Source organism: Streptomyces sp. NPDC024555, from assembly GCF_055559335.1.
This window is the reverse complement of sequence record NZ_JBVHKV010000003.1, coordinates 431,890-450,721: the sequence shown is the minus strand read 5'-3', so window position 1 is coordinate 450,721 and position 18,832 is coordinate 431,890. Positions and strand designations below refer to the sequence as shown.

19 protein-coding genes are annotated in these 18,832 nt (G+C 73.8%); 6 read left to right on the top strand and 13 right to left on the bottom strand.

The window, feature by feature from the left end:
• Positions 1–114: 114 nt before the first annotated feature.
• The 4 genes from ACZ4FH_RS07400 to ACZ4FH_RS07385 form a co-directional block, all read right to left on the bottom strand.
• Positions 115–963, bottom strand: a complete 849-nt coding sequence (locus ACZ4FH_RS07400) for an ATP-binding cassette domain-containing protein (RefSeq protein WP_467302988.1) — start codon at positions 961–963, stop codon at positions 115–117.
• Positions 960–2,006, bottom strand: a complete 1,047-nt coding sequence (locus ACZ4FH_RS07395; RefSeq protein WP_467302987.1) for an ABC transporter permease — start codon at positions 2,004–2,006, stop codon at positions 960–962. Before ACZ4FH_RS07395 ends, ACZ4FH_RS07400 begins: the two co-directional genes overlap by 4 nt.
• Positions 2,003–3,016, bottom strand: a complete 1,014-nt coding sequence (locus tag ACZ4FH_RS07390) for a sugar ABC transporter substrate-binding protein (protein WP_467302985.1) — start codon at positions 3,014–3,016, stop codon at positions 2,003–2,005. Before ACZ4FH_RS07390 ends, ACZ4FH_RS07395 begins: the two co-directional genes overlap by 4 nt.
• 220 nt (positions 3,017–3,236) lie before the next feature.
• Positions 3,237–3,995, bottom strand: a complete 759-nt coding sequence (locus ACZ4FH_RS07385) for a GntR family transcriptional regulator (RefSeq protein WP_467302983.1) — start codon at positions 3,993–3,995, stop codon at positions 3,237–3,239.
• 155 nt (positions 3,996–4,150) lie between these two features.
• Here ACZ4FH_RS07385 and ACZ4FH_RS07380 point away from each other — a divergent pair, with 155 nt between their 5' ends.
• Complete coding sequence (locus ACZ4FH_RS07380) at positions 4,151–5,152, top strand: Gfo/Idh/MocA family protein (RefSeq protein WP_467302981.1); 1,002 nt, start codon at positions 4,151–4,153, stop codon at positions 5,150–5,152.
• 89 nt (positions 5,153–5,241) lie between these two features.
• On the opposite strand, the gene ACZ4FH_RS07375 is transcribed toward ACZ4FH_RS07380, so the two are convergent.
• From ACZ4FH_RS07375 to ACZ4FH_RS07355, 5 genes are all read right to left on the bottom strand, one after another.
• A complete protein-coding gene (locus ACZ4FH_RS07375; RefSeq protein ID WP_467302979.1) occupies positions 5,242–6,438 on the bottom strand; it encodes a cytochrome P450 family protein in 1,197 nt (398 codons plus the stop codon).
• A gap of 13 nt (positions 6,439–6,451) precedes the next feature.
• The gene (locus tag ACZ4FH_RS07370) at positions 6,452–6,871 is read right to left on the bottom strand and encodes a PaaI family thioesterase (RefSeq protein ID WP_383650923.1); all 420 of its coding nucleotides are present in this window, start codon (positions 6,869–6,871) and stop codon (positions 6,452–6,454) included.
• 70 nt (positions 6,872–6,941) lie between these two features.
• Positions 6,942–8,123 (bottom strand): cytochrome P450 family protein, encoded by a 1,182-nt coding sequence (locus tag ACZ4FH_RS07365; protein WP_467302978.1) that lies wholly within the window; start codon positions 8,121–8,123, stop codon positions 6,942–6,944.
• A gap of 86 nt (positions 8,124–8,209) precedes the next feature.
• Positions 8,210–8,929, bottom strand: coding sequence for a response regulator (locus ACZ4FH_RS07360; protein ID WP_467302977.1), 720 nt, complete (start codon positions 8,927–8,929; stop codon positions 8,210–8,212).
• The gene (locus ACZ4FH_RS07355; protein WP_467302976.1) at positions 8,926–10,149 is read right to left on the bottom strand and encodes a sensor histidine kinase; all 1,224 of its coding nucleotides are present in this window, start codon (positions 10,147–10,149) and stop codon (positions 8,926–8,928) included. The genes ACZ4FH_RS07360 and ACZ4FH_RS07355 overlap by 4 nt, the downstream gene beginning before the upstream one ends.
• Before the next feature lie 146 nt (positions 10,150–10,295).
• Here ACZ4FH_RS07355 and ACZ4FH_RS07350 point away from each other — a divergent pair, with 146 nt between their 5' ends.
• Entirely contained in the window at positions 10,296–10,544 is a 249-nt protein-coding gene (locus tag ACZ4FH_RS07350) for a hypothetical protein (protein ID WP_467302974.1), read from the top strand.
• Here ACZ4FH_RS07350 and ACZ4FH_RS07345 read toward each other — a convergent pair.
• On the bottom strand, positions 10,534–11,457 hold the full coding sequence (locus ACZ4FH_RS07345; protein WP_467302972.1) for a DMT family transporter: 924 nt from the start codon (positions 11,455–11,457) through the stop codon (positions 10,534–10,536). The genes ACZ4FH_RS07350 and ACZ4FH_RS07345 overlap by 11 nt on opposite strands.
• Before the next feature lie 325 nt (positions 11,458–11,782).
• On the opposite strand from ACZ4FH_RS07345, the gene ACZ4FH_RS07340 reads away from it, so the two are divergent.
• Positions 11,783–12,529 carry an SDR family NAD(P)-dependent oxidoreductase gene (locus ACZ4FH_RS07340; RefSeq protein ID WP_467302971.1) on the top strand — a complete coding sequence of 249 codons (747 nt, stop codon included), beginning with the start codon at positions 11,783–11,785 and terminating at the stop codon, positions 12,527–12,529.
• Positions 12,530–12,584: 55 nt separating this feature from the next.
• On the opposite strand, the gene allB is transcribed toward ACZ4FH_RS07340, so the two are convergent.
• Positions 12,585–13,928 carry an allantoinase AllB gene (gene allB / locus ACZ4FH_RS07335; RefSeq protein ID WP_467302970.1) on the bottom strand — a complete coding sequence of 448 codons (1,344 nt, stop codon included), beginning with the start codon at positions 13,926–13,928 and terminating at the stop codon, positions 12,585–12,587.
• Positions 13,929–14,267: 339 nt separating this feature from the next.
• On the opposite strand from allB, the gene ACZ4FH_RS07330 reads away from it, so the two are divergent.
• Entirely contained in the window at positions 14,268–15,068 is an 801-nt protein-coding gene (locus ACZ4FH_RS07330; protein WP_383650942.1) for an IclR family transcriptional regulator, read from the top strand.
• A 54-nt stretch (positions 15,069–15,122) separates the two neighbouring features.
• Here the strand turns inward: ACZ4FH_RS07330 and ACZ4FH_RS07325 are convergent, their stop codons facing one another.
• Together ACZ4FH_RS07325 and ACZ4FH_RS07320 are read right to left on the bottom strand one after the other, a co-directional pair.
• Positions 15,123–15,803 (bottom strand): ABC transporter ATP-binding protein, encoded by a 681-nt coding sequence (locus ACZ4FH_RS07325; protein ID WP_467302969.1) that lies wholly within the window; start codon positions 15,801–15,803, stop codon positions 15,123–15,125.
• A complete protein-coding gene (locus ACZ4FH_RS07320; RefSeq protein ID WP_467302968.1) occupies positions 15,800–16,888 on the bottom strand; it encodes an ABC transporter permease in 1,089 nt (362 codons plus the stop codon). The genes ACZ4FH_RS07325 and ACZ4FH_RS07320 overlap by 4 nt, the downstream gene beginning before the upstream one ends.
• Before the next feature lie 112 nt (positions 16,889–17,000).
• Here ACZ4FH_RS07320 and ACZ4FH_RS07315 point away from each other — a divergent pair, with 112 nt between their 5' ends.
• Positions 17,001–18,203, top strand: coding sequence for a sensor histidine kinase (locus ACZ4FH_RS07315; protein ID WP_467302966.1), 1,203 nt, complete (start codon positions 17,001–17,003; stop codon positions 18,201–18,203).
• On the top strand, positions 18,200–18,832 hold the full coding sequence (locus ACZ4FH_RS07310; protein WP_383650946.1) for a response regulator: 633 nt from the start codon (positions 18,200–18,202) through the stop codon (positions 18,830–18,832). The genes ACZ4FH_RS07315 and ACZ4FH_RS07310 overlap by 4 nt, the downstream gene beginning before the upstream one ends.

Sequence of the window (18,832 nt, the reverse complement as noted above, 5' to 3'; positions counted from 1 at the left end):
GGTGCCCGCCGCCCCCGATTCTGCCACTGCCGGACGGGGCGCGTACGTCGGCCGCCGTGCCGCCGCGCGCCCGGCGGGCCCGGCGGGCGGGGCACGGGTGCGCGGCGGGGGCGGTCAGCCGGTGGTGCCGTCCTTCGACGCCGGGGCGTCCGGGCGGCCGGGCGTCGAGGTCCGCTCCAGCTCGTGGCTCAGCTCCTCCAGCTCGCTGCCGCCCGCCATCTGGCGGGTCAGCTCGTCGAGCGTGACGTCGTCCTTGGTGTGGCTCCCGGCCATCGCGCCCCGCTTGAGCAGGACGAAGCGGTCGCCGACGAGGAAGGCGTGGTGCGGGTTGTGGGTGATGAGGACCACGCCGAGCCCGGCGTCCCGGGCGGCGGCGACGTACTTGAGCACGACCCCGGACTGCTTGACGCCGAGCGCGGCCGTCGGCTCGTCGAGGACGAGGACCTTGGCGCCGAAGTGGACGGCGCGGGCGATGGCGACGCACTGGCGCTCACCGCCGGACAGGGTGCCGATGGGCTGGTCGACGTCGCGCAGGTCGATGCCCATCCGCAGCAGCGCGGAGCGCGTCGTCTCGCGCATCAGCCGGACGTCCAGGCGCTTGAAGGGGCCGGCGCCGACGGTCGGCTCGGAGCCGAGGAAGAAGTTCCGCCAGACCGGCATCAGCGGGACGACGGCGAGGTCCTGGTAGACGGTGGCGATGCCCCGGTCCAGGGCGTCGCGCGGATTGGCGAGGGTGGTCTCCTCGCCGTCCACGAGGAAGCGCCCGGCGTCGTGCCGGTGCAGTCCCGCGATGATCTTGATCAGGGTGGACTTGCCTGCGCCGTTGTCGCCGAGGACGCAGGAGATCTCCCCGGCGTGGACCTCCAGGGAGACGTCCTGGAGCGCCTTGATGTTGCCGTAGAACTTGCTGACGTGGTCCAGCTCGACCAGCGGCTGCCCGCTCGTTTCCCGGGGTGCCGTCATGAGGTCGCCTCCGCGCGCTTGCGTACCCATGCGTTGAGCAGGGTGGCCAGGAGCAGCATGGCTCCGAGGAAGAACTTGAACCAGTCGGGGTTCCACTCCGCGTAGACGATGCCCTTGCTGGTCATGCCGAAGATGAAGGCGCCGACGGCCGAGCCGATGGCGGAGCCGTAGCCGCCGGTGATCAGACAGCCGCCGATGACGGCCGCGATGATGTAGATCAGCTCGTTGCCGACGCCCTCGCCGGACTGCACCACGTCGTAGCTGAACAGCAGGTGCTGGCCCGAGACCCAGGCGGCGAAGGCGACTCCGAGGTAGAGGCCGATCTTGGTGCGGACCACCGGGACGCCGACCGCGCGGGCCGCGTCCGCTCCCCCGCCGACGGCGAAGATCCAGTTGCCGAAGCGGGTGCGGAGCAGGATCCAGGTGGCGAGCGCGACGAGGACGGCCCACCACAGGATGGTCACCTTCAGCTCGACGCCGCCGATCGTCAGGTGCGAGGCGAAGACCTTGCGGGCCGAGGGGAAGCCCTCCATGTTGCCGATGGTCTTCGTCGAGACGGTGCCGCTGATCAGCTTGGTGAAGCCGAGGTTCAGCCCGGTCAGCATCAGGAAGGTGCCGAGCGTGATGATGAAGCTGGGCAGTTTCGTCCGGGTCAGCATGAAGCCGTTGAACGCGCCGATGGCGAGGGTGACCAGCAGCGACACGAACACGCCGACCCAGACGTTGGCCGTCATCTGGTAGCTGAACATCGAGGAGACCAGCGCCGAGCTGGTCACCAGCACACCGGCGGAGAGGTCGAACTCGCCGCCGATCATCAGCAGCGCGACCGGCGCCGCCATGATCCCAATGGTGGAGGCGGCGTAGAGCACCGTGCCGAAGCTGGTGGCCCGCAGGAAGCTGTCCGCGACGACCGAGAAGAACAGGAAGACCGCCAGCGCGCCGACGACCGAGCCCAGCTCGGGGCGGCCGAGGAGCCTGCGCAGCGGCGAGGTGCGCAGCAGCCGCTCGTCGGCCGGGGCGGGGGACGCTCCGGACGCCGTCATCGGGTGCCCCGGTCGGCGTACGCGGCGAGCTGCGCGGCGTCGTCGGCGGTGATGATCTGCGGGCCGGTCAGGACCGGGCGGCCGCCGCCGAGGACGTTGCGGTTGTAGCGGTAGAGCCAGAGCAGGTCGACGGCCTCGTAGCCCTGGAGGTAGGGCTGCTGGTCGACGGCGAAGCCGAGGGTCTTGGCCTGGAGCTCGGCCGCGACCTTGGCGTTCAGGTCGAAGGTGTCGATCTCGGCCTTGCTGCCGGCGGTGTTCCTGGCCTTGACGGCGGCGTCGGCGAACGGGGCGCCGAGGGTGACGACCGCGTCGATGTCCTTGTCCGCCTGGAGCTTGGCCTCGATGGAGGCCTGGACGTCGGGCATGTTGGTGCCCTCGACGTACAGGTTCTGCATCTCCCCGTCGAAGGTCTTCTTCGCCCCGGCGCAGCGCTGCTCGTGGCCGACGTTGCCCTGCTCGTGCAGGATGCAGAGGGCCTTCTTGCGGCCGCGCGCGTTCAGCTCCTCGCCGACGGCCTCGCCCGCGATGGACTCGTCCTGGCCGATGTGGGTGAGCGCGCCGTACTTCTTGGACTCGGCGGAGCCCGAGTTCACGGTGATCACCGGGATGCCGGCCTTGACGGCCTTGGCCACGACGTCCTTCATGGCGTCGGGCTTCGCGAGCGTGACGATCAGCCCGTCGACCTTCTTGTCGATGGCGGCCTGGACGAGCTGGGCCTGCTGCTGCGCCTCGTCGTTGTGCGAGTACAGGAAGTTGATGTTGTCCTTCTGGGCGGCCGTCTTGGCGCCCTTCTGGACGATGTCCCAGAAGGTGTCGCCATCGCCCGAGTGGGTGACCATGGCGAAGGTCCAGCGGGGTGTGTTCACCGCGGACCGGCCCTCGGCGGCGGCCTGGGCCGCGCGCTCCTCCGCCCGCTTTCCGCCGGTGCTGCTGCATCCCATGAGGGAGACCCCGAGCACCGCCGCAAGCACGGCGCCCATCGCGCGTACCCCTGTCCGAACCCTTGCCACGACGCCGTGCCCTTCTTGTGCTGCTCGTTTGTGCTGCTGGTGGAGCCGGGTCCGTCAGGTCCCGGCCCGGCTGGGCAAGTATCCCCGAGCCCGGGGCGCCGCCCCCCGGAGGGGCGACGCACGTGTGTCGGACCGGGGCGTGTACGGGTCCGGCGGCCGGGTGCGGCCGGGCTCGTCGTACGGGGAACTCGTGTCACCGTACGAGAGCCCGGCGCCGGTGTCACCGTACGAGGAGCTGGAAATCGAAGGTGTAGCGGCTGGCGCGGTAGAGGTGGGTGCCGTGGGTGACGGCCCGGCCGGTGGCGTCGAGGACGGTGCGCTCCAGGGTGAGCACGGCGGCGCCCTCCGGTTCGCCGAGGACGGCGGCCTCCTCGGCGGTGGCGAGCCGGGCGCCGACGCTCTGGCGGGCGCTGTGCAGGGTGATGCCGGCGGTGCTCAGGATGCGCTGGAGGCCGGTGGCGCCGGCGCGGTCGCCGGAGAGGTCGAGGAGCCCGGCGGGCAGATGGTCGCGGAGCAGGGCGAGCGGTTCGCCGTCGGCGAGCCGCAGCCGTTCCAGGTAGCGGACCTCGGCGCCCTCGGGGACGTCCAGGACGGCGGCGACGGCGGCGTCGGCGGGCCGGGCCTCGTTGACGAGGACCGTGGTGGTGGGGTGCCGGCCGGCCGCTTCGAGTTCGTCGTAGAGGCTGCCCGGTCCGGGCGGGCGGGCCGCGCCCCGGTGCACGACCTGGGTGCCGACGCCCCGGCGGCGGACCAGCAGGCCCTTGTCGACGAGGGACTGGATGGCCTGGCGGACGGTGGGCCGGGAGAGTCCGAGCCGGGCGGCGAGCGCGATCTCGTTGCCGAGGAGGCCACCGGGGGCGAGGGTGCCCGCCTCGATGGCCGCCTCCAGCCGCTGGGCCAGCTGGTAGTAGAGCGGGACCGGGCTGGAGCGGTCCACGGCCAGATCGAGGGCGTCGGCGTCGGCGGTGGGTTTCGGCACGCCGGGAGCGTACCTCCGGGCCCGGACCCCCGGTAGTCCGGTTGTCCGGACAATTCCGCCCGGACGGGGGTACGCGGGCCGCGTCACCGCACGGACACCGGCGTTTGTCCTGACATTCGATTGACAGGGCTGGAAGGGGACGGCACGTTGGGTCCATGCGCATCGGACTCCTCGGCACCGGCCGGATCGGTTCCTTCCACGCGGGCGTCCTGGCCCGCCATCCCTCGGTCCGCGAGCTGGTCGTGGCGGACGCCGACCCGGAGCGCGCGGCGGCCGTCGCGACGCGGACCGGGGCGCGCGCGGCGGCCACGGCGGACGAGGTGTTCGAGGCGGGGGTGGACGCGGTGGTGATCGCCTCGGCGACCTCGGCGCACGCCGCGCTGATCGGCCGGGCGGCGCGTGCCGGACTGCCCGCGTTCTGCGAGAAGCCCGTCGCGCTCGACCTGCCGGGCACCCTGGACGCGCTGCGCGCGGTGGAGCGGGCGGGCACCGTCCTCCAGCTCGGTTTCATGCGCCGCTTCGACGCCGGCTACCTCGCGGCGCGGGCCGCCGTGCGGGAGGGCGCGCTCGGCCGGCTGCACACGGTGCGCACGGTGACCTCGGACCCCGAGCCGCCGCCCGCCGCCTATCTGCCGCTCTCCGGCGGGCTGTTCCGGGACTGTCTGATCCACGACTTCGACATGGTGCGCTGGGTGACGGGCCGTGAGGTGGTCCGGGTGTACGCCACCGGTGCGGACGCCGGTCCGGGGATGTTCCGCGCGGCCGGTGACGTGGACACCGCGGCGGCGCTGCTGACCCTGGACGACGGCACCCTGGTCACCTCGACGGCGACGCGCTGCAACGGCGCGGGGTACGACGTGCGGATGGAGCTGGCGGGCGAGCGCGACCAGCTCGCGGTGGGCCTGGACGAGCGCACCCCGCTGACCCCGGCCGAACGGCGCGGCAGCGGGGACGCGAAGCCGTGGCCGGGCTTCCTGGAGCGCTTCGCCCCGGCGTACGAGGCCGAACTCGACGCCTTCGTCCGGCTGGTGCGGGGCGAGGGCCGCAATCCGTGCGACGGCACGGAGGCGCTGCACGCGCTGCGGATCGCGGAGGCGTGCGAGCGCTCACGGCGTCAGGGGCGCCCGGTGGATCCGGCGGAGATCCCGACCGGCTGAGAGCGTGTCGGCACCCCCGCGCCCGGGGCCGGCGGCCGATCCGGACGGGGTTCGCGCAGACGCTCCGGGATCCGGGACGCCCCGCCCGCTCACCAGCGCACGGGCAGCGACTCCGGCCCCCGGATGAGCATCCCCGTACGCCAGGTCAGCTCCTCGGGGTCCGCGTCCATGGCCAGGTCCGGGCAGCGCTCCAGCAGGGACCCGATCGCCACCGCCGCCTCGATCCGGGCCAGCGGCGCACCCAGGCAGTAGTGGATGCCGTGGCCGAACGCCAGATGGCCGCGGGCGTCCCGGGTGATGTCGAAGCGGTCGGCGTCCGGGAAGCGCTCCGGGTCGCGGTTGGCGTCGGACAGGGCGATCAGGACGAGTTCGCCGCCGCCCGGGATACGGGTGCCGGCCACGTCGACGGCTTCGGTGGTGAAGCGGTACGTGGGGGTCTCGACCGGGCCCGCGTAGCGCAGCATCTCCTCCACCGCCCGGTCGATGAGCCCGGGGTCGGCGCGCAGGGCGGCGAGTTGGTCCGGGTGCGTGAGCAGGGCGAGGACGCCGTTGGCGATGAGGTTGACGGTGGTCTCGTGGCCCGCGACGAGCAGCAGCCAGGCCATGCCCAGGAGTTCGCCGGCGGAGAGCCGGTCGCCGTCCTCGTCGGCCGTGTGGATGAGCGCGCTCATCAGGTCCTCGCCGGGCTGTTCGCGTTTGTCGGCGAGGAGTCCGGTGAGATACGCGGTCATCTCGGCGGTGGCGCGGCGGCGGGCCGCGGCGTCGAGGGAGGAGACCGCGGTGTTGGACCAGTCGCGGAAGCGCCGGCGGTCCAGGAAGGGCACCCCGAGCAGTTCGCAGATGACGGACATCGGCAGCGGGAACGCCAGGGCCTCGACGAGGTCGGCCGAGCGGTGCGGGGCGGCCAGCATCGTGCCGAGCAGGTCGTCCGTCATCTCCCGCACCCGCGGGACGAGCCGCTGCATGCGGGGGGCGGTGAACTCGCGGGTGACCAGTTTGCGCAGCCGGGTGTGGACGGGGGCGTCCGAGCTGAGCATGGAGACCCCGGCGGCGACCTGGCTGAGTCCCAGCTCGGGCGCGGAGTTGTGCCACTCCTTGGAGAACCGCTGGTCCGCGAGGGCGGCGCGGCCCTCCTCGTAACCGACCACGAGCCAGGCGGGGGTGGTGTCCGGGAGCAGGACGCGGTGGACGGGGCCGCGGGCGCGCAGGGAGGCGTAGACGGGGTGCGGGTCCCGGGTGAACGCGTCCCCGAGGGCTCCGAGGTCGACTATGGAGGCGAGGGTCACTGGGAGGGCTCCTTCAGGACGGGGTGGCGCTCAGGACGGTGCCCTGGGCGACGGCGCAGAGCGTCTCGGCACCGTCCTCCCCCACCACGGACAGATCACACCGGGCCACGGCCTGCCGGCGTCCGCTGTGGACGACCTCGGCGCGGGCGACCAGGGTGGCTCCGGTGGCGGGCCGCAGATACTGGATGGAGAAGCCGCCGGTCAGCACGGCCGGGCCGAGCGTCGTCCCGGCGGCGAAGGTGAGCGCGTTGTCGGCGGCGTAGGCCAGCACACCGCCGTGCAGGAATCCGTTCTGCTGCCGCAGTTCCTCGCGGCTGTCGATCTCCAGCGTGGCCGCGCCACCGCCGAAGGCGGTGACGCGTGCGCCGACGAGGGTGCTGAACGGCTGGCTGTCCAGCACCTTCTGAGCCGCCCGCAGGTCGAGTCCGGTCATGAGGGGTCCTTTCCGGGTTCCGAGGAACCGAACGTATCCGGAGCGGCGGCCGGCGCGGGGGCGGTTCGGCTCACCAGCGGACCGGAAGCCGCCGCGCCCCCCGGATCAGCAGACCGGGCACCCATTCGGGGGCGGCGCCGTCCGGGTCCGGGGCGAGGCCGGGGCAGCGCTCCAGCAGGGCGCGGATCGCGATGCGGCCCTCCATCCGGGCCAGCGGGGCGCCGATGCAGAAGTGCGCGCCGTGGCCGAACGCCAGGTGGCCGCGCGGTTCGCGGCGGATGTCGAAGGTGTCGGGTGCCGGGTGGCGCGCGCCGTCGCGGCCGGCCCCGGCGAGGGAGACCAGGACCGTCTCCCCGGCCTCGATGACCCGGCCGGCGACCGTGACCCGCTCCCGGGCGAAGCGGTAGGTGGCGTTCTCCACCGGCCCCTCGTACCGCAGCATCTCCTCGACCGCCGCGTCGAGCAGTCCGAAGTCCGCTTTCAGGGCGGCGAGTTGGTCCGGGTGGTCGAGCAGTGCCCGGACCCCGTTGCCGATCAGGTTGACGGTGGTCTCGTGGCCGGCGACCAGGAGCAGGAAGGCCATGCCGATCAGTTCGTCGGAGGACAGCCGGCCGAGGTCGTCGTCCCGGGCGGCGATCAGGGCGCTCAGCAGGTCGTCGCCCGGTGTCCGGCGTTTGGTCGCGATGAGTTCGGCGAGGTAGGCGCCCATGGTGCCGAAGGCGTCGGGGTCCTCCTTCTCGCCGAGCGTGGAGACAACGGCGGCGGACATCGCGCGGAAGGCCTCGCGGTCCAGGTCGGGGACGCCGATGAGCTCGCAGATGACGGTCATGGGCAGCGGGAAGGCGAGCGCGTCGACGAGGTCGGCCCGCCCGGCGGGCACCATCGCGTCGAGCAGTTCCCCGGTGATCTGCCGGACGCGCGGGCGCAGGGCCTCGATGCGGCGCGGGGTGAACTCCCGGGAGATCAGCTTCCGCAGCCGCGTGTGGTCCTCCCCGTCCATCTCCAGCATGTTGTACTTGATGGCCGCCGAGCCGGAGTCCGTCTGGCCGGGCATGGTCCGCCAGTTCTTGGCGAAGCGGGGGTCGGCGAGGACGGCCCGCCCCTCCTCGTGGCCGACGACGAGCCAGGCGTGTTCGTACTCGTCGGTGCGGACGCTGTGCACGGGTCCGGCGGCGCGCATCCTCGCGTAGTACGGATACGGGTCCGCGAGGAAGTCGGCGTTCGCGTAGAGGTCGGTCTCGACGTCGGACATGGGCCCCACCCTCCCTGTCTGCGCGGTCCGGCCGCCCGGACCGCCGGGGTCAGCCTAGGGCGGTCCGGAAACGGCGAACGAAGGGTTCAGGCCAGGTCGTTGCCGTCCTCGGTGTCCAGAAGGCCCGCGTCGTGGATCAACAGCGCGATCTGCACCCGGTTGTTGAAATCGAACTTGGCGAGAATCCGTGACACCTGGGTCTTCACTGTGGCGACGCTGAGGTAGAGCGCGGCGGCGATCTCCGCGTTGGAGCGGCCCCGTGCGACGGCGAGCGCGACCTCGCGCTCCCGGTCGGCGAGGCCGGCGACGCGCTGCCGGGCCCGTTCGGCGCGGCCGGCCCGCTCGTCCCCGCCGGGTCCGGCGGCCCGTGCCATCAGCTGCCGGGTGACGGCGGGCGAGAGGACGGGATCGCCGGCGGCGACCCGCCGCACCGATTCGACGATCTGCGCGGGCGGGGTGTCCTTGAGGACGAAGCCGGCCGCCCCGGCGCGGATCGCGCGCAGCACCTGCTCGTCGGCGTGGAAGGTGGTGAGGACGATGATCTCGGGTGCGTCGGGGCGGGCCCGCAGCCGTTCGGTGGCGGTCAGTCCGTCCATGACCGGCATCCGGATGTCCATCAGCACCACGTCGGGCCGCAGCCGGTCGACGAGGGCGGCCGCCTCGGCTCCGTCGGCACCCTCGCCGACGATGACGATGTCGTCGGCGCCGCCGAGCATCAGGGTGAGTCCGGCGCGGACCAGCGGGTCGTCGTCGACGACGAGGAGCCGGACGGGCCGGGCGGCGGGGGCGGGTGCCGGGGAGATCATGGGGACCACGGTAGCCAGGCCCGTACGCCGAACCCGCCGTCGGGCTCGGGTCCGTGGTCGAGGCGGCCGCCGGCCAGGGTGGCCCGTTCGGTCAGCCCGATGAGTCCCTGACCCGATCCGGGGACCTGCTCGAAGGGTTCGACGGGGGCGGGGTTGCGGATCTCGACGGTGATGCCCCGGCCGGGTCCGCCGTCGACGGTGAGGGTGACCTCGGCGCCGGGGGCGTGCTTGCGGGCGTTGGTCAGGCTCTCCTGGGCGATCCGGTAGACGGTGCGGCCGGCGGCGGCGGGCGCGGCGGCCGGGTCGGCGATCCGGTTGTCGAGCGTGACCCGCATCCCGGCCAGCCGGGACTCGGCGACGAGCGCGTCGAGGGTGGCGAGGGTGGGCTGCGGCCGGTCGCCGCCGCCGTCGCTGTCGCCGGGGCCGCGCAGCACGCCGATGATCTGGCGGAGGTCCTGGAGCGCCTCGTGGGCGCTGTCCCGGATGACGCCGGCCGCGCGGGCCACTTCGGCCGGGGGCGCGTCCGGCCGGAACTCCAGGGCGCCCGCGTGCACGCTGAGCAGCGTCAGCCGGTGGGCGAGGACGTCGTGCATCTCGCGGGCGATGGCCTCGCGGGCCAGCCGCTGGGCCTGTTCGGCGCGGAGTGCGGCCTCGGTCTCGGCCCGCACGGCGCGCTCGCGCAGGGTGACGACGAGCTGGCGGCGGGAGCGTACGACCATGCCCCAGCTGAGGACGAGCAGGACGAGCAGCGCCCCGACGACGGTGGAGGCGAGGAAGGACGTGGTCGGGTCCGGGCGCAGATACGGCTGGACCGGGACGGCCACCAGGGCGGCGGCGCCGATGAGGGCGACGGGGCGGAACGGCCGGTGGACCGCGACGCTGAAGAGCGACACCAGCCAGGCACCCGCCGCGACCGGTTCGACCAGGGAGAGCACGGTCAGGGCGACGGCGAGCCCGACCGGCCAGCGCCGCCTGACCCACAGGGCGCAGCAGGCGGCGGCGCCCACCAGCGAGTCCACGAGGACGAAGACGTCGTCGGTGGTGGGGTCGGCGTCGATCGTCGAGAGGGCCGCCATGCCGAGGCCGGCCGCGCAGAGGAAGGCCGTCAGGTCGACCGCCCAGTCCCGCACGGTGCGGCGGGCACGGCCTCCCCGGTCCCCGGGCAGTTCCGGGTCCGCCATCGACGAGGGCAGCAGCCAGGGGTATTCCGTACGCGTCATGTCGACAAAACTACGCAGCCGGAGCCGGGCTCCGGGGTCTCGGGGCCCGTACGGCGACCAAAGTCGAGCGGCCGGATACTTTCGGCGCGCGCCCGCGGCCGACCGGCCGACGCGCCGGGCGGGGCCGGTCCGCGAGGCTCGGTGGTATGAAGCGACTCTGCGAGACGGCCGGATTCCTGATCTTCGTCCAGGGTGTGGCGGGGCTGATCCACCAGTGGGTGGACTGGTTCCGGCTGTTCAACCTGGTGGCACGGCTGCCGTTCCTGCGCGACCACGGGCTCTTCGTCTCGCTGGTGCTGCTGGTGACGGGGGTGGCGCTGATGATCGCCTCGGATGCCATCAAGGAGGACGGGGAGAGCGGGTCGAACGGGGGCGACACCCCGCTCACGAAGTGAGCGGCTCCGCGCTGCGCCGCCCCCACGCCGTCCCGGCGAGGACCAGGACCGCACCGGCGATCCCGGCGGCGCCGAGCCGTTCGCCGCCCAGCGCGATGCCGACGGCGGCGGCCCAGAGCGGTTCCGTGCCGAGCAGCAGGCTGACGCGGGACGGCGAGGTCCGGCGTACGGACCACATCTGCACGAAGAACGCGAAGAGCGTGCAGAACACCGCCAGGAAGAGCAGCCCGGCCCAGTCCCGCGTCCCGAATCCGGCGGCGACCGTCCACGGGGCCGGTCCGGTGCCCGGCGCGGCAGCCAGCAGGGCGAAGACGGCGACCGCGCTGCCGAGCTGGACCGTCGTCAGGGACAGCGAGTCGGCGGCGCGGACGGAGCGGATGCGTGCCATCAGCAGGACGTGGAGGGTGCGGGCGAGGGCGGCGACGAGCATCAGCAGGTCGCCGGCCGAGGGGGCGGTGAAGCCGCCGCCCTGGGTGAGCAGCACGACCCCGGCGACGGACAGCCCGGCGGCGGCGAGGAACGCCCCGGTCGGCCGGGTGCGGGTCACGACGGCCTCGGCGAGCGGGGTGAAGATCATGGTGAGGCTGATGATGAGCCCGGCGTTGGTCGCCGAGGTGTGCACGATGCCGTACGTCTCCACCAGGAAGATCCCGCTGAGCACCAGCCCCAGCAGTCCGGCGCCGCGCCACTGGGCGGCGGTCAGCGCCCGCAGCCGGGACCATCCGGCGACGACCAGCACGGGCAGCACGACGGCGAACCGCAGCACCAGGACGGCGACGACGGTCCGCGGTGTGGTGATGCCCTTGGCGGCCAGATAGCTGGACCCCCAGACCACCGCGACGAGCAGGACGGGCAGATCGGTGGTCCAGGCCCGGCGCGGCGGGGCGAGGACGGGCACGGCGACAGAGGACACCCGGATTCTCCTGGTTCTCCACAGGACTGATGTGGAGACCTCACCGGCTCGCACGCGGAGCGATCACGCTACCGCCGCTCCGGCCCGGTTGGCGAGACCCGCCGGAGGGTTCGCGTTCCGTCGGGGATCGGGCCGAGGGCGCCGCCGCCGTGGAGTCGGAGCCGGATGCGGCCCTTCTCCCGTACCGGCCGACCGGCGGAGCGGAGCTCATCGGCGGCGCTCCCGGACGTACCGGAGTAGGCGTCCGTTTCCCGCCGGTACCGGGGGCCGCGACGGACTTTCCTGGTTCCCGTCAGCAGGAAACGGCAAGGGACGGGAACCTCTCATGAACACCCTCACCAGCAACCGCCGCACCGCGCTCGTCACGGGCGGCAGCCGGGGGATCGGGGCCGCGACGGCGCTCCGGCTCGCCCGGGACGGTGCCGATGTGGCGCTCACCTATGTGCACGACAAGGACGCCGCCGCCGATGTGGTCCGGCGGATCGAGGCGACCGGCCGCCGGGCGGTGGCCCTGCGCGCGGACGCCGCCGAAACGGACGCGGTCCCGGCGGCCGTGCACCGGGTGGCGGAGGACTTCGGCCGGCTCGACATCCTGGTGAACAACGCGGGCATCGGCGTCCTCGGTCCGATCGCGGACCTCACGGACGCGGATGTGGACCGGGTCCTCGCCGTCAACGTCCGGGCGGTCTTCCAGGCCTGCCGGGCGGCGGCCGGGGTGCTGGAGGACGGCGGCCGCATCATCTCCGTCGGCACGGCCCTGAGCCGGTACGCCGGCGGGCCGGGCGCCGCCCTGTACGCGATGAGCAAATCGGCCCTGACCGGGCTGACCAAGCCGCTCGCCCGCGAACTGGGCCCGCGCGGGATCACGGTGAACCTGGTCCAGGCCGGGGCGGTGGACACCGACATGAATCCGGCGGACGGCCCGTTCGCCGCCGGGCAGCGCGCGGCGAACGCGCTGGACCGGTTCGGCAGGACCGAGGAGGTCGCCGGGCTGATCGCCTATCTGGCCGGGGCCGAGGCGGCGTACATCACCGGCACCGAACTGGCGGTGGACGGCGGCCACGCGGCCTGAGCCGGCTCCGGGGTCCGGGGCCACCGGGCCCCGGACCCGGCCACCGCCGCCGTCGTCAGCGGTTCCGTTCGAGGAGCCGTCCGGTGGGGGCGCCGACCGTTCCCGCGGACGCGATGCGGACACCGCGCAGCCAGGTGGAGCGCACCACGCCGTACAGGGTGCGCCCGGCGTACGCGGTGACCCGGTTGCGGTGGTGGAGCGCGGCGGGGTCGACGGTGAAGGCGGCGTCGGGGTCCAGCACGGCGAAGTCGGCGTCGCGGCCGGGCTCGACGGCACCCTTGGCGGTGAGTCCGGCGAGGGCGGCGGGGGCGGCCGACATCCAGCGGGCGATGTCGTCCAGCGTGTGGCCGCGCCGGCGGGCCTCGGTCCAGATGGCGGGCAGTCCGAGCTGGAGGGAGGAGATGCCGCCCCACGCGGAGGCGAAGTCCGGGGTCTTCAGGTCGGTGGTGCACGGCGAGTGGTCGGAGACGATGCAGTCGATGGTGCCGTCGGCGAGGCCCTGCCAGAGCACGTCCTGGTTGGCGGCCTCGCGGATCGGCGGACAGCATTTGAACTCGGTGGCGCCGTCGGGGACTTCCTCGGCGGTCAGGGTGAGGAAGTGCGGGCAGGACTCGACGGTGACGCGGACGCCCTCGCGTTTCGCGGCGGCGATGAGCGGCAGCGCGTCGGCGGAGGACAGGTGCAGGACGTGGACGCGGGCGTTCAGCCGTTTCGCCTGGGCGATGAGCCCCTCGATCGCGGTGTTCTCGGCGTCGCGCGGCCGGGAGGCGAGGAAGTCGGCGTAGGCGGGGCCGCCCTGCTGGGGGGCCGAGGCGAGATGGTGCGGGTCCTCGGCGTGCACGATGAGCAGACCGCCGAAGCCGGTGATCTCGGCCATCGCGCGGGCCAGTTGCTCCTGGTCCAGCTCGGGGAACTCCTCGACGCCGGAGGGCGAGAGGAAGCATTTGAAGCCGAAGACCCCGGCCTCGTACAGGGGGCGCAGGTCCTTGGTGTTGGTGGGGACCGCCCCGCCCCAGAAGCCGGTGTCCACATGGGCCTTGGGCGCGGCCACCCGCTGCTTGACCCGCAGGTGCTCGACCGTGGTGGTCGGCGGCAGCGAGTTGAGCGGCATGTCGAGCAGGGTGGTGATGCCGCCGGCCGCGGCGGCGCGGGTGGCGGTGTGGAACCCCTCCCACTCCGTGCGTCCGGGGTCGTTCACGTGGACGTGGGTGTCGACGAGGCCGGGCAGCAGGACGTCGTCGCCGAAGTCCTCGACGGCGGCCTCGTCCGGTACGCCCGCGTCGTACGGCAGGACCGCGTCGATCGTCCCGCCGGCGACGTGCACCGCGGCGGGGCGGGTGCCCTCGGGGGTGACGACGCGCGTCGAGCGCAGAACCAGTTTCACGTCCGTACCGGGCACCCGTACTCCCCACTCCAGGAATTCAACGAACTGTTGAAGCCAATTGGTGCAGGAGTCTTCACTCGCGACCGTGCGCCGTCAAGACCCCCGCCCGCCGTGCCACCACGCATCCGATCACCTCGCGCACCGGCTAGAGGTTTCCACAAAGTAAAAGTACTCTTTCGGAGTACGGAACGTAGAATGAGCCGGATCCAGGGCGGCACGGAGCCCGGACCGGAGCCGGGAGACCCGGACAAACGTGTCCTGACCGGCCAGGACGGCGTCCGTGCGGCAGTGGGCCGATCGCCCGGTGCCCGGTAGGCTGCTGCCTTGCTCCTCCGTACCGAAAGGACCGTTGACGTGCCGTCGTCCCACGCCAGCACTTCCGACTCCAAGCCCGCCGGTTCCAGCGGCGGTGTGCAGTCCCTGGAGCGCGCCTTCGATCTGCTGGAGCGGATGGCCGACGCCGGGGGCGAGGTCGGACTGAGCGAGCTCTCCGCGAGCAGCGGGCTCCCGCTGCCCACCATCCACCGTCTGATGCGCACCCTGGTCCTCTGCGGTTACGTGCGCCAGCAGCCCAACCGCCGCTATGCGCTGGGCCCCCGGCTGATCCGCCTGGGCGAGTCCGCCTCCCGGCTGCTGGGCACCTGGGCCCGCCCCTATCTGGCCCGGCTGGTCGAGGAGACCGGCGAGACGGCCAACATGGCGCTGCTCGACGGCGACGAGGTGGTGTACGTGGCGCAGGTGCCGTCCAAGCACTCCATGCGCATGTTCACCGAGGTGGGCCGGCGGGTGCTGCCGCACTCCACGGGCGTCGGCAAGGCGCTGCTCGCGCACGCCCCGGCGGACGAGGTGCGGGCGCTGCTCGCGCGCACCGGCATGCCGGCCGCCACCGAGAAGACGATCACCACCCCGGACGGTTTCCTGGACGCGCTGGAGCAGGTCCGCCGGACGGGATACGCGGTGGACGACAACGAGCAGGAGATAGGGGTCCGGTGCCTGGCGGTCCCGGTCCCCGACTCCCCCACCTCGGCGGCGATCTCGATCTCCGGCCCGGCGGGCCGGGTCACCGAGGCGGCCACCGAGCACATCGTGCCGATCCTCCAGCAGGCCGCGAAGGACCTCTCCGAGGCGCTGGCCAGCAGCGGTTCCGCGCACTGACCCCGCCGGGTCCGGCGGCGGTTCCACGCTCCGGTCCCGGCGGGCGGCCGTGCCTCAGGCCAGGGCCGCCTCGGTCAGTCCGCCGTCCCGCATCGTGACCGTGCGGTCCATCCGGTCCAGATGGGTCCGGTCGTGGGTGACCAGCACGGTGGCCGTGGCGCGCTCCCGGGTCAGCGCGACGAGCAGGTCCAGCACCGCCGCCCCGCGTTCGTGGTCCAGGGCGCTGGTCGGCTCGTCGACGAGCAGGACCGAGGGCTCGTTCATCAGTGCCCGCGCGATGTTGACCCGCTGGCGCTGCCCGCCCGAGAGCTGATGCGGCCTGCGGTCCGCCCGGTCCCCGAGACCGACGGCGTCGAGCAGGTCCCGCGCACGGGCCCGCGCGGCCCTGGCCGAACCGCCCGACAGATGCCGCATCACCTGGAGTTGTTCCGCCGCGGTCAGCGAGGGCAGCAGATTGGGCTGCTGGAAGACGATGCCGATCCGCTCCCGGCGCAGCGCCGCCTTCTCGGCGCGGCCGAGCCCGCCGGTCGGCGTCCCGTCCACGACGACGGAGCCGGAGTCCGGGGTGACCAGGGTGGCGGCGACCGCGAGCAGGCTGGACTTGCCGGAACCGGAGGGCCCGACGACCGCGGTGAGCGTGCCCGCGGGCACGTCGAGGCGGACGCGGTCCAGGGCGGTGAGCCGTCCGTCGCCGTCGGGGTAGGTGAGCGTGACATCGGTGAGGGTGAGGGTCATCGGGCACTTCCGAGGGCGGTGAGCGGGTCGACGGCGGTGATCCGCCGGACGGAGAGGGCCGCGCCGACCGCGCCGAGGGCGATCATCACGGCCGAGGGGACGAGCACGGTCGCGGCGTCGAGAACGAAGGGCACGGCCCCGCCGCCGATCAGGGCGCCGATGCCCCAGGCGAGCGCGGCGCCCAGCCCCGTACCGGCGACGAGCATCACCACGGCCTGGCCGAGGGCGTCCCGCAGCAGATACGGCGTCCCGGCGCCCAGCGCCTTGAGGACGGCGACGTCGGCGCCGCGCTGGATCGTCCAGACGGTGAAGAAGGCGCCGATGACCAGGGCGGAGATGACGAAGAGGAAGCCGCGCATCAGCTGGAGGGAGCCGTTCTCCGCCTGGTAGGAGCCGATGGCGGTGAGGGAGTCGTCCAGGGTGCGGGTGCTGGTGCCCGCCGCCCGGTCCCCGGCGGCGAGATCGGCGCCGCCGGTCGTGGTCAGCGCGACGACGGTGGCGTGCGGTGTGCCGCCCGCCCCGTCGCCGAACCGCTGCCAGTCGGCCAGCGAGGTCCACACGACCGGGGTGTGGCTGTACGAGGCGTCCCCGGCGACCGCCGCGACGGTGACCTCGGTGGGGCCGAGCCGCAGCCGGTCGCCCGCGCCGACGCCCAGGTCGTCGGCGGCGGGCGCGCTGACGACGACCCGGCCGGGACCGACCCGGGTGCCGGGCGGTGCCAGCGTGCCGCCGGGTTCGACACCGAAGGCCGATACGGCGGTCGTCCGCTGCCCCGTGACGGCGGCGGCGTTCAGGGTGCGGATGCCCAGGGGCTGCGCGGCCTCCACCCCGGGGCGTCCGGCCCAGCTCCGCCAGGCGTCCTCCCCGACCGCGGAGTCGGTGAAGGACACCGCGCGGCCGTCGGGCGGCGCGGCGAAGGCCAGGTGGTCGGCGTCCAGCCCGGTGACGGCCGAGGTGTTCTCCCGGGCCAGTCCGGCCGTGAGCCCGGACAGCAGCCCCACGAGCAGGGTGATCAGCACGACCACCGTGCCCAAGAGCGCGAACCGCCCCTTGGCGAACCGAAGATCTCTCCATGCGACGAACATGGCTCCAGCCTCGGCCGCCGCCCCCGCCCGGGGCATCGCCCGCGGGCCGGTCCCGACATCAACCTTTCGATTGACCGGCCCCGCGCGCACCCCGCTTACGCTGGACAGCATCATGGAGATCCGCCCCCACCCCCCGGTCGCCGCCGCGCTGCGGCTCTGTCTGCACGCCCTGCTGCTGGGGCTGCTGGCGCTCACGGTCGTGAAGGCCGTCGGTGACGGGATCCCGCGCGCGGGAGCGGTCGTGGCGGTGGCGGCCGTGCTCGCGGCAGTGTACGCGGTGGGCGCGCTCGCCCCCGCCGTGCGGCCGCTGACCCGGGCGGGGGCGGTGTGGCTGGGGGTGCTGGGGGCGCTCTGGGTGGTGCTGCTGGCGCTGTCGCCGGACGCGCTGTGGCTGGCGTTCCCGCTGTACTTCCTCCAACTGCATCTGCTGCCGGTGCGCTGGAGCGTGCCGGCCGTGGCGGTGACGGCGGGGGCGGCCATCGCCGGGTTCCTGGCGCACGGCGCGGCGGTCACCCCGGGCACGTTCATCGGACCGCTGCTGGGCGGGGCGGTCGCAGTGGCCACGGTGCTCGGCTACGACGCGCTGTTCCGGGAGAGCGAGCGGCGGCGCGAACTCATCGAGGAGCTGGTCTCGACCCGGGCGGAGCTGGCCGAGGCCGAGCGCACCGCCGGAACGCTCGCCGAGCGCGAGCGCCTCGCCCGGGAGATCCACGACACCCTCGCCCAGGGCCTGTCCAGCATCCAGCTGCTGCTGCGCGCCGCCGAGCGGACGCTGCCCGAGGACGCCCCGGCCGCCGGTCATGTCCGGCGGGCCCGGGAGGCCGCGCAGGACAATCTGGCCGAGGCCCGCCGCTTCGTCCGTGCGCTGACCCCGCCCGATCTGGCGAACGGTTCGCTGGCCGCCGCCCTGGAACGGCTCTCGGCCCGCACCACCGCTCCGGGGCTGACCGTGCAGTTCGCCGTGAGCGGCACCCCGGTGGAGCTGCCGACGCCCTACGAGGTGGCGCTGCTGCGGACCGCGCAGTCGGCGCTGGCCAACACCGTGCGGCACGCGGAGGCCCGGCGGGCGGAGATCACCCTGAGCTTCATGGACACCTCGGTCTCGCTGGACGTGGTCGACGACGGCCGGGGCTTCACGGACGCGGGAGCCCCGGGCTCGGAGAGCGGTACGGGCGGCTTCGGGCTGCCCGCGATGCGGTCCCGGGCGCGGTCGCTGGGCGGCACGCTGAGCGTCGAATCGGCGCCGGGTCAGGGCACGGCCGTGGCCCTGACACTGCCGTTGCCCGGGGGCCGGGCGGGACGGGACGCCGCATGAGCGCGCCGATCCGGCTGCTGCTGGCCGACGACCATCCGGTGGTCCGGGCGGGGCTGCGCGCCGTCCTCGACACCGAACCGGACTTCCGGGTCGTCGCCGAGGCCGCCACCGCCGAACAGGCGGTCTCCCTGGCCGCGGCGGGCGGGGTGGACGTCGTCCTCATGGATCTCCAGTTCGGTGGGGGAATGCACGGTTCCGAGGCGACGGCGGCGATCACGGCGGAGCCGGAGGCGCCCCGGGTGCTGATCCTGACGACGTACGACAGCGACGCGGACATCCTCGCGGCGGTGGAGGCGGGGGCGGCGGGCTATCTGCTCAAGGACGCCCCGCCGGAGGAACTGGCGACGGCGGTGCGCACGGCGGCGGCCGGCCGCTCGGCGCTGGCACCGGCGGTGGCGCACCGGCTGATGGACCGGATGCGGACCCCGGCGCAGGCGCTCACCAAACGCGAGCTGGAGGTGCTGCGGCTGGTCGGCGAGGGGCTGTCGAACCTTCAGATCAGCAAGCGGCTCTTCCTCAGCCAGGCCACGGTGAAGTCCCATCTGGTGCACATCTACGCCAAGCTGGGCGTGGACTCGCGCACCGCGGCCGTGGCGGCGGCGAGGGCGCGGCGGCTCATCCGGCGCTGA

Coding starts and splice junctions, on each gene's coding strand:
- ACZ4FH_RS07360 (WP_467302977.1), bottom strand. CDS start 8,929: ATGATCTCCCCGGCACCCGCCCCCGCCGCCCGGCCCGTCCGGCTCCTC.
- ACZ4FH_RS07315 (WP_467302966.1), top strand. CDS start 17,001: ATGGAGATCCGCCCCCACCCCCCGGTCGCCGCCGCGCTGCGGCTCTGT.
- ACZ4FH_RS07325 (WP_467302969.1), bottom strand. CDS start 15,803: ATGACCCTCACCCTCACCGATGTCACGCTCACCTACCCCGACGGCGAC.
- ACZ4FH_RS07395 (WP_467302987.1), bottom strand. CDS start 2,006: ATGACGGCGTCCGGAGCGTCCCCCGCCCCGGCCGACGAGCGGCTGCTG.
- ACZ4FH_RS07310 (WP_383650946.1), top strand. CDS start 18,200: ATGAGCGCGCCGATCCGGCTGCTGCTGGCCGACGACCATCCGGTGGTC.
- ACZ4FH_RS07400 (WP_467302988.1), bottom strand. CDS start 963: ATGACGGCACCCCGGGAAACGAGCGGGCAGCCGCTGGTCGAGCTGGAC.
- ACZ4FH_RS07380 (WP_467302981.1), top strand. CDS start 4,151: ATGCGCATCGGACTCCTCGGCACCGGCCGGATCGGTTCCTTCCACGCG.
- ACZ4FH_RS07370 (WP_383650923.1), bottom strand. CDS start 6,871: ATGACCGGACTCGACCTGCGGGCGGCTCAGAAGGTGCTGGACAGCCAG.
- ACZ4FH_RS07365 (WP_467302978.1), bottom strand. CDS start 8,123: ATGTCCGACGTCGAGACCGACCTCTACGCGAACGCCGACTTCCTCGCG.
- ACZ4FH_RS07320 (WP_467302968.1), bottom strand. CDS start 16,888: ATGTTCGTCGCATGGAGAGATCTTCGGTTCGCCAAGGGGCGGTTCGCG.
- ACZ4FH_RS07355 (WP_467302976.1), bottom strand. CDS start 10,149: ATGACGCGTACGGAATACCCCTGGCTGCTGCCCTCGTCGATGGCGGAC.
- ACZ4FH_RS07340 (WP_467302971.1), top strand. CDS start 11,783: ATGAACACCCTCACCAGCAACCGCCGCACCGCGCTCGTCACGGGCGGC.
- ACZ4FH_RS07350 (WP_467302974.1), top strand. CDS start 10,296: ATGAAGCGACTCTGCGAGACGGCCGGATTCCTGATCTTCGTCCAGGGT.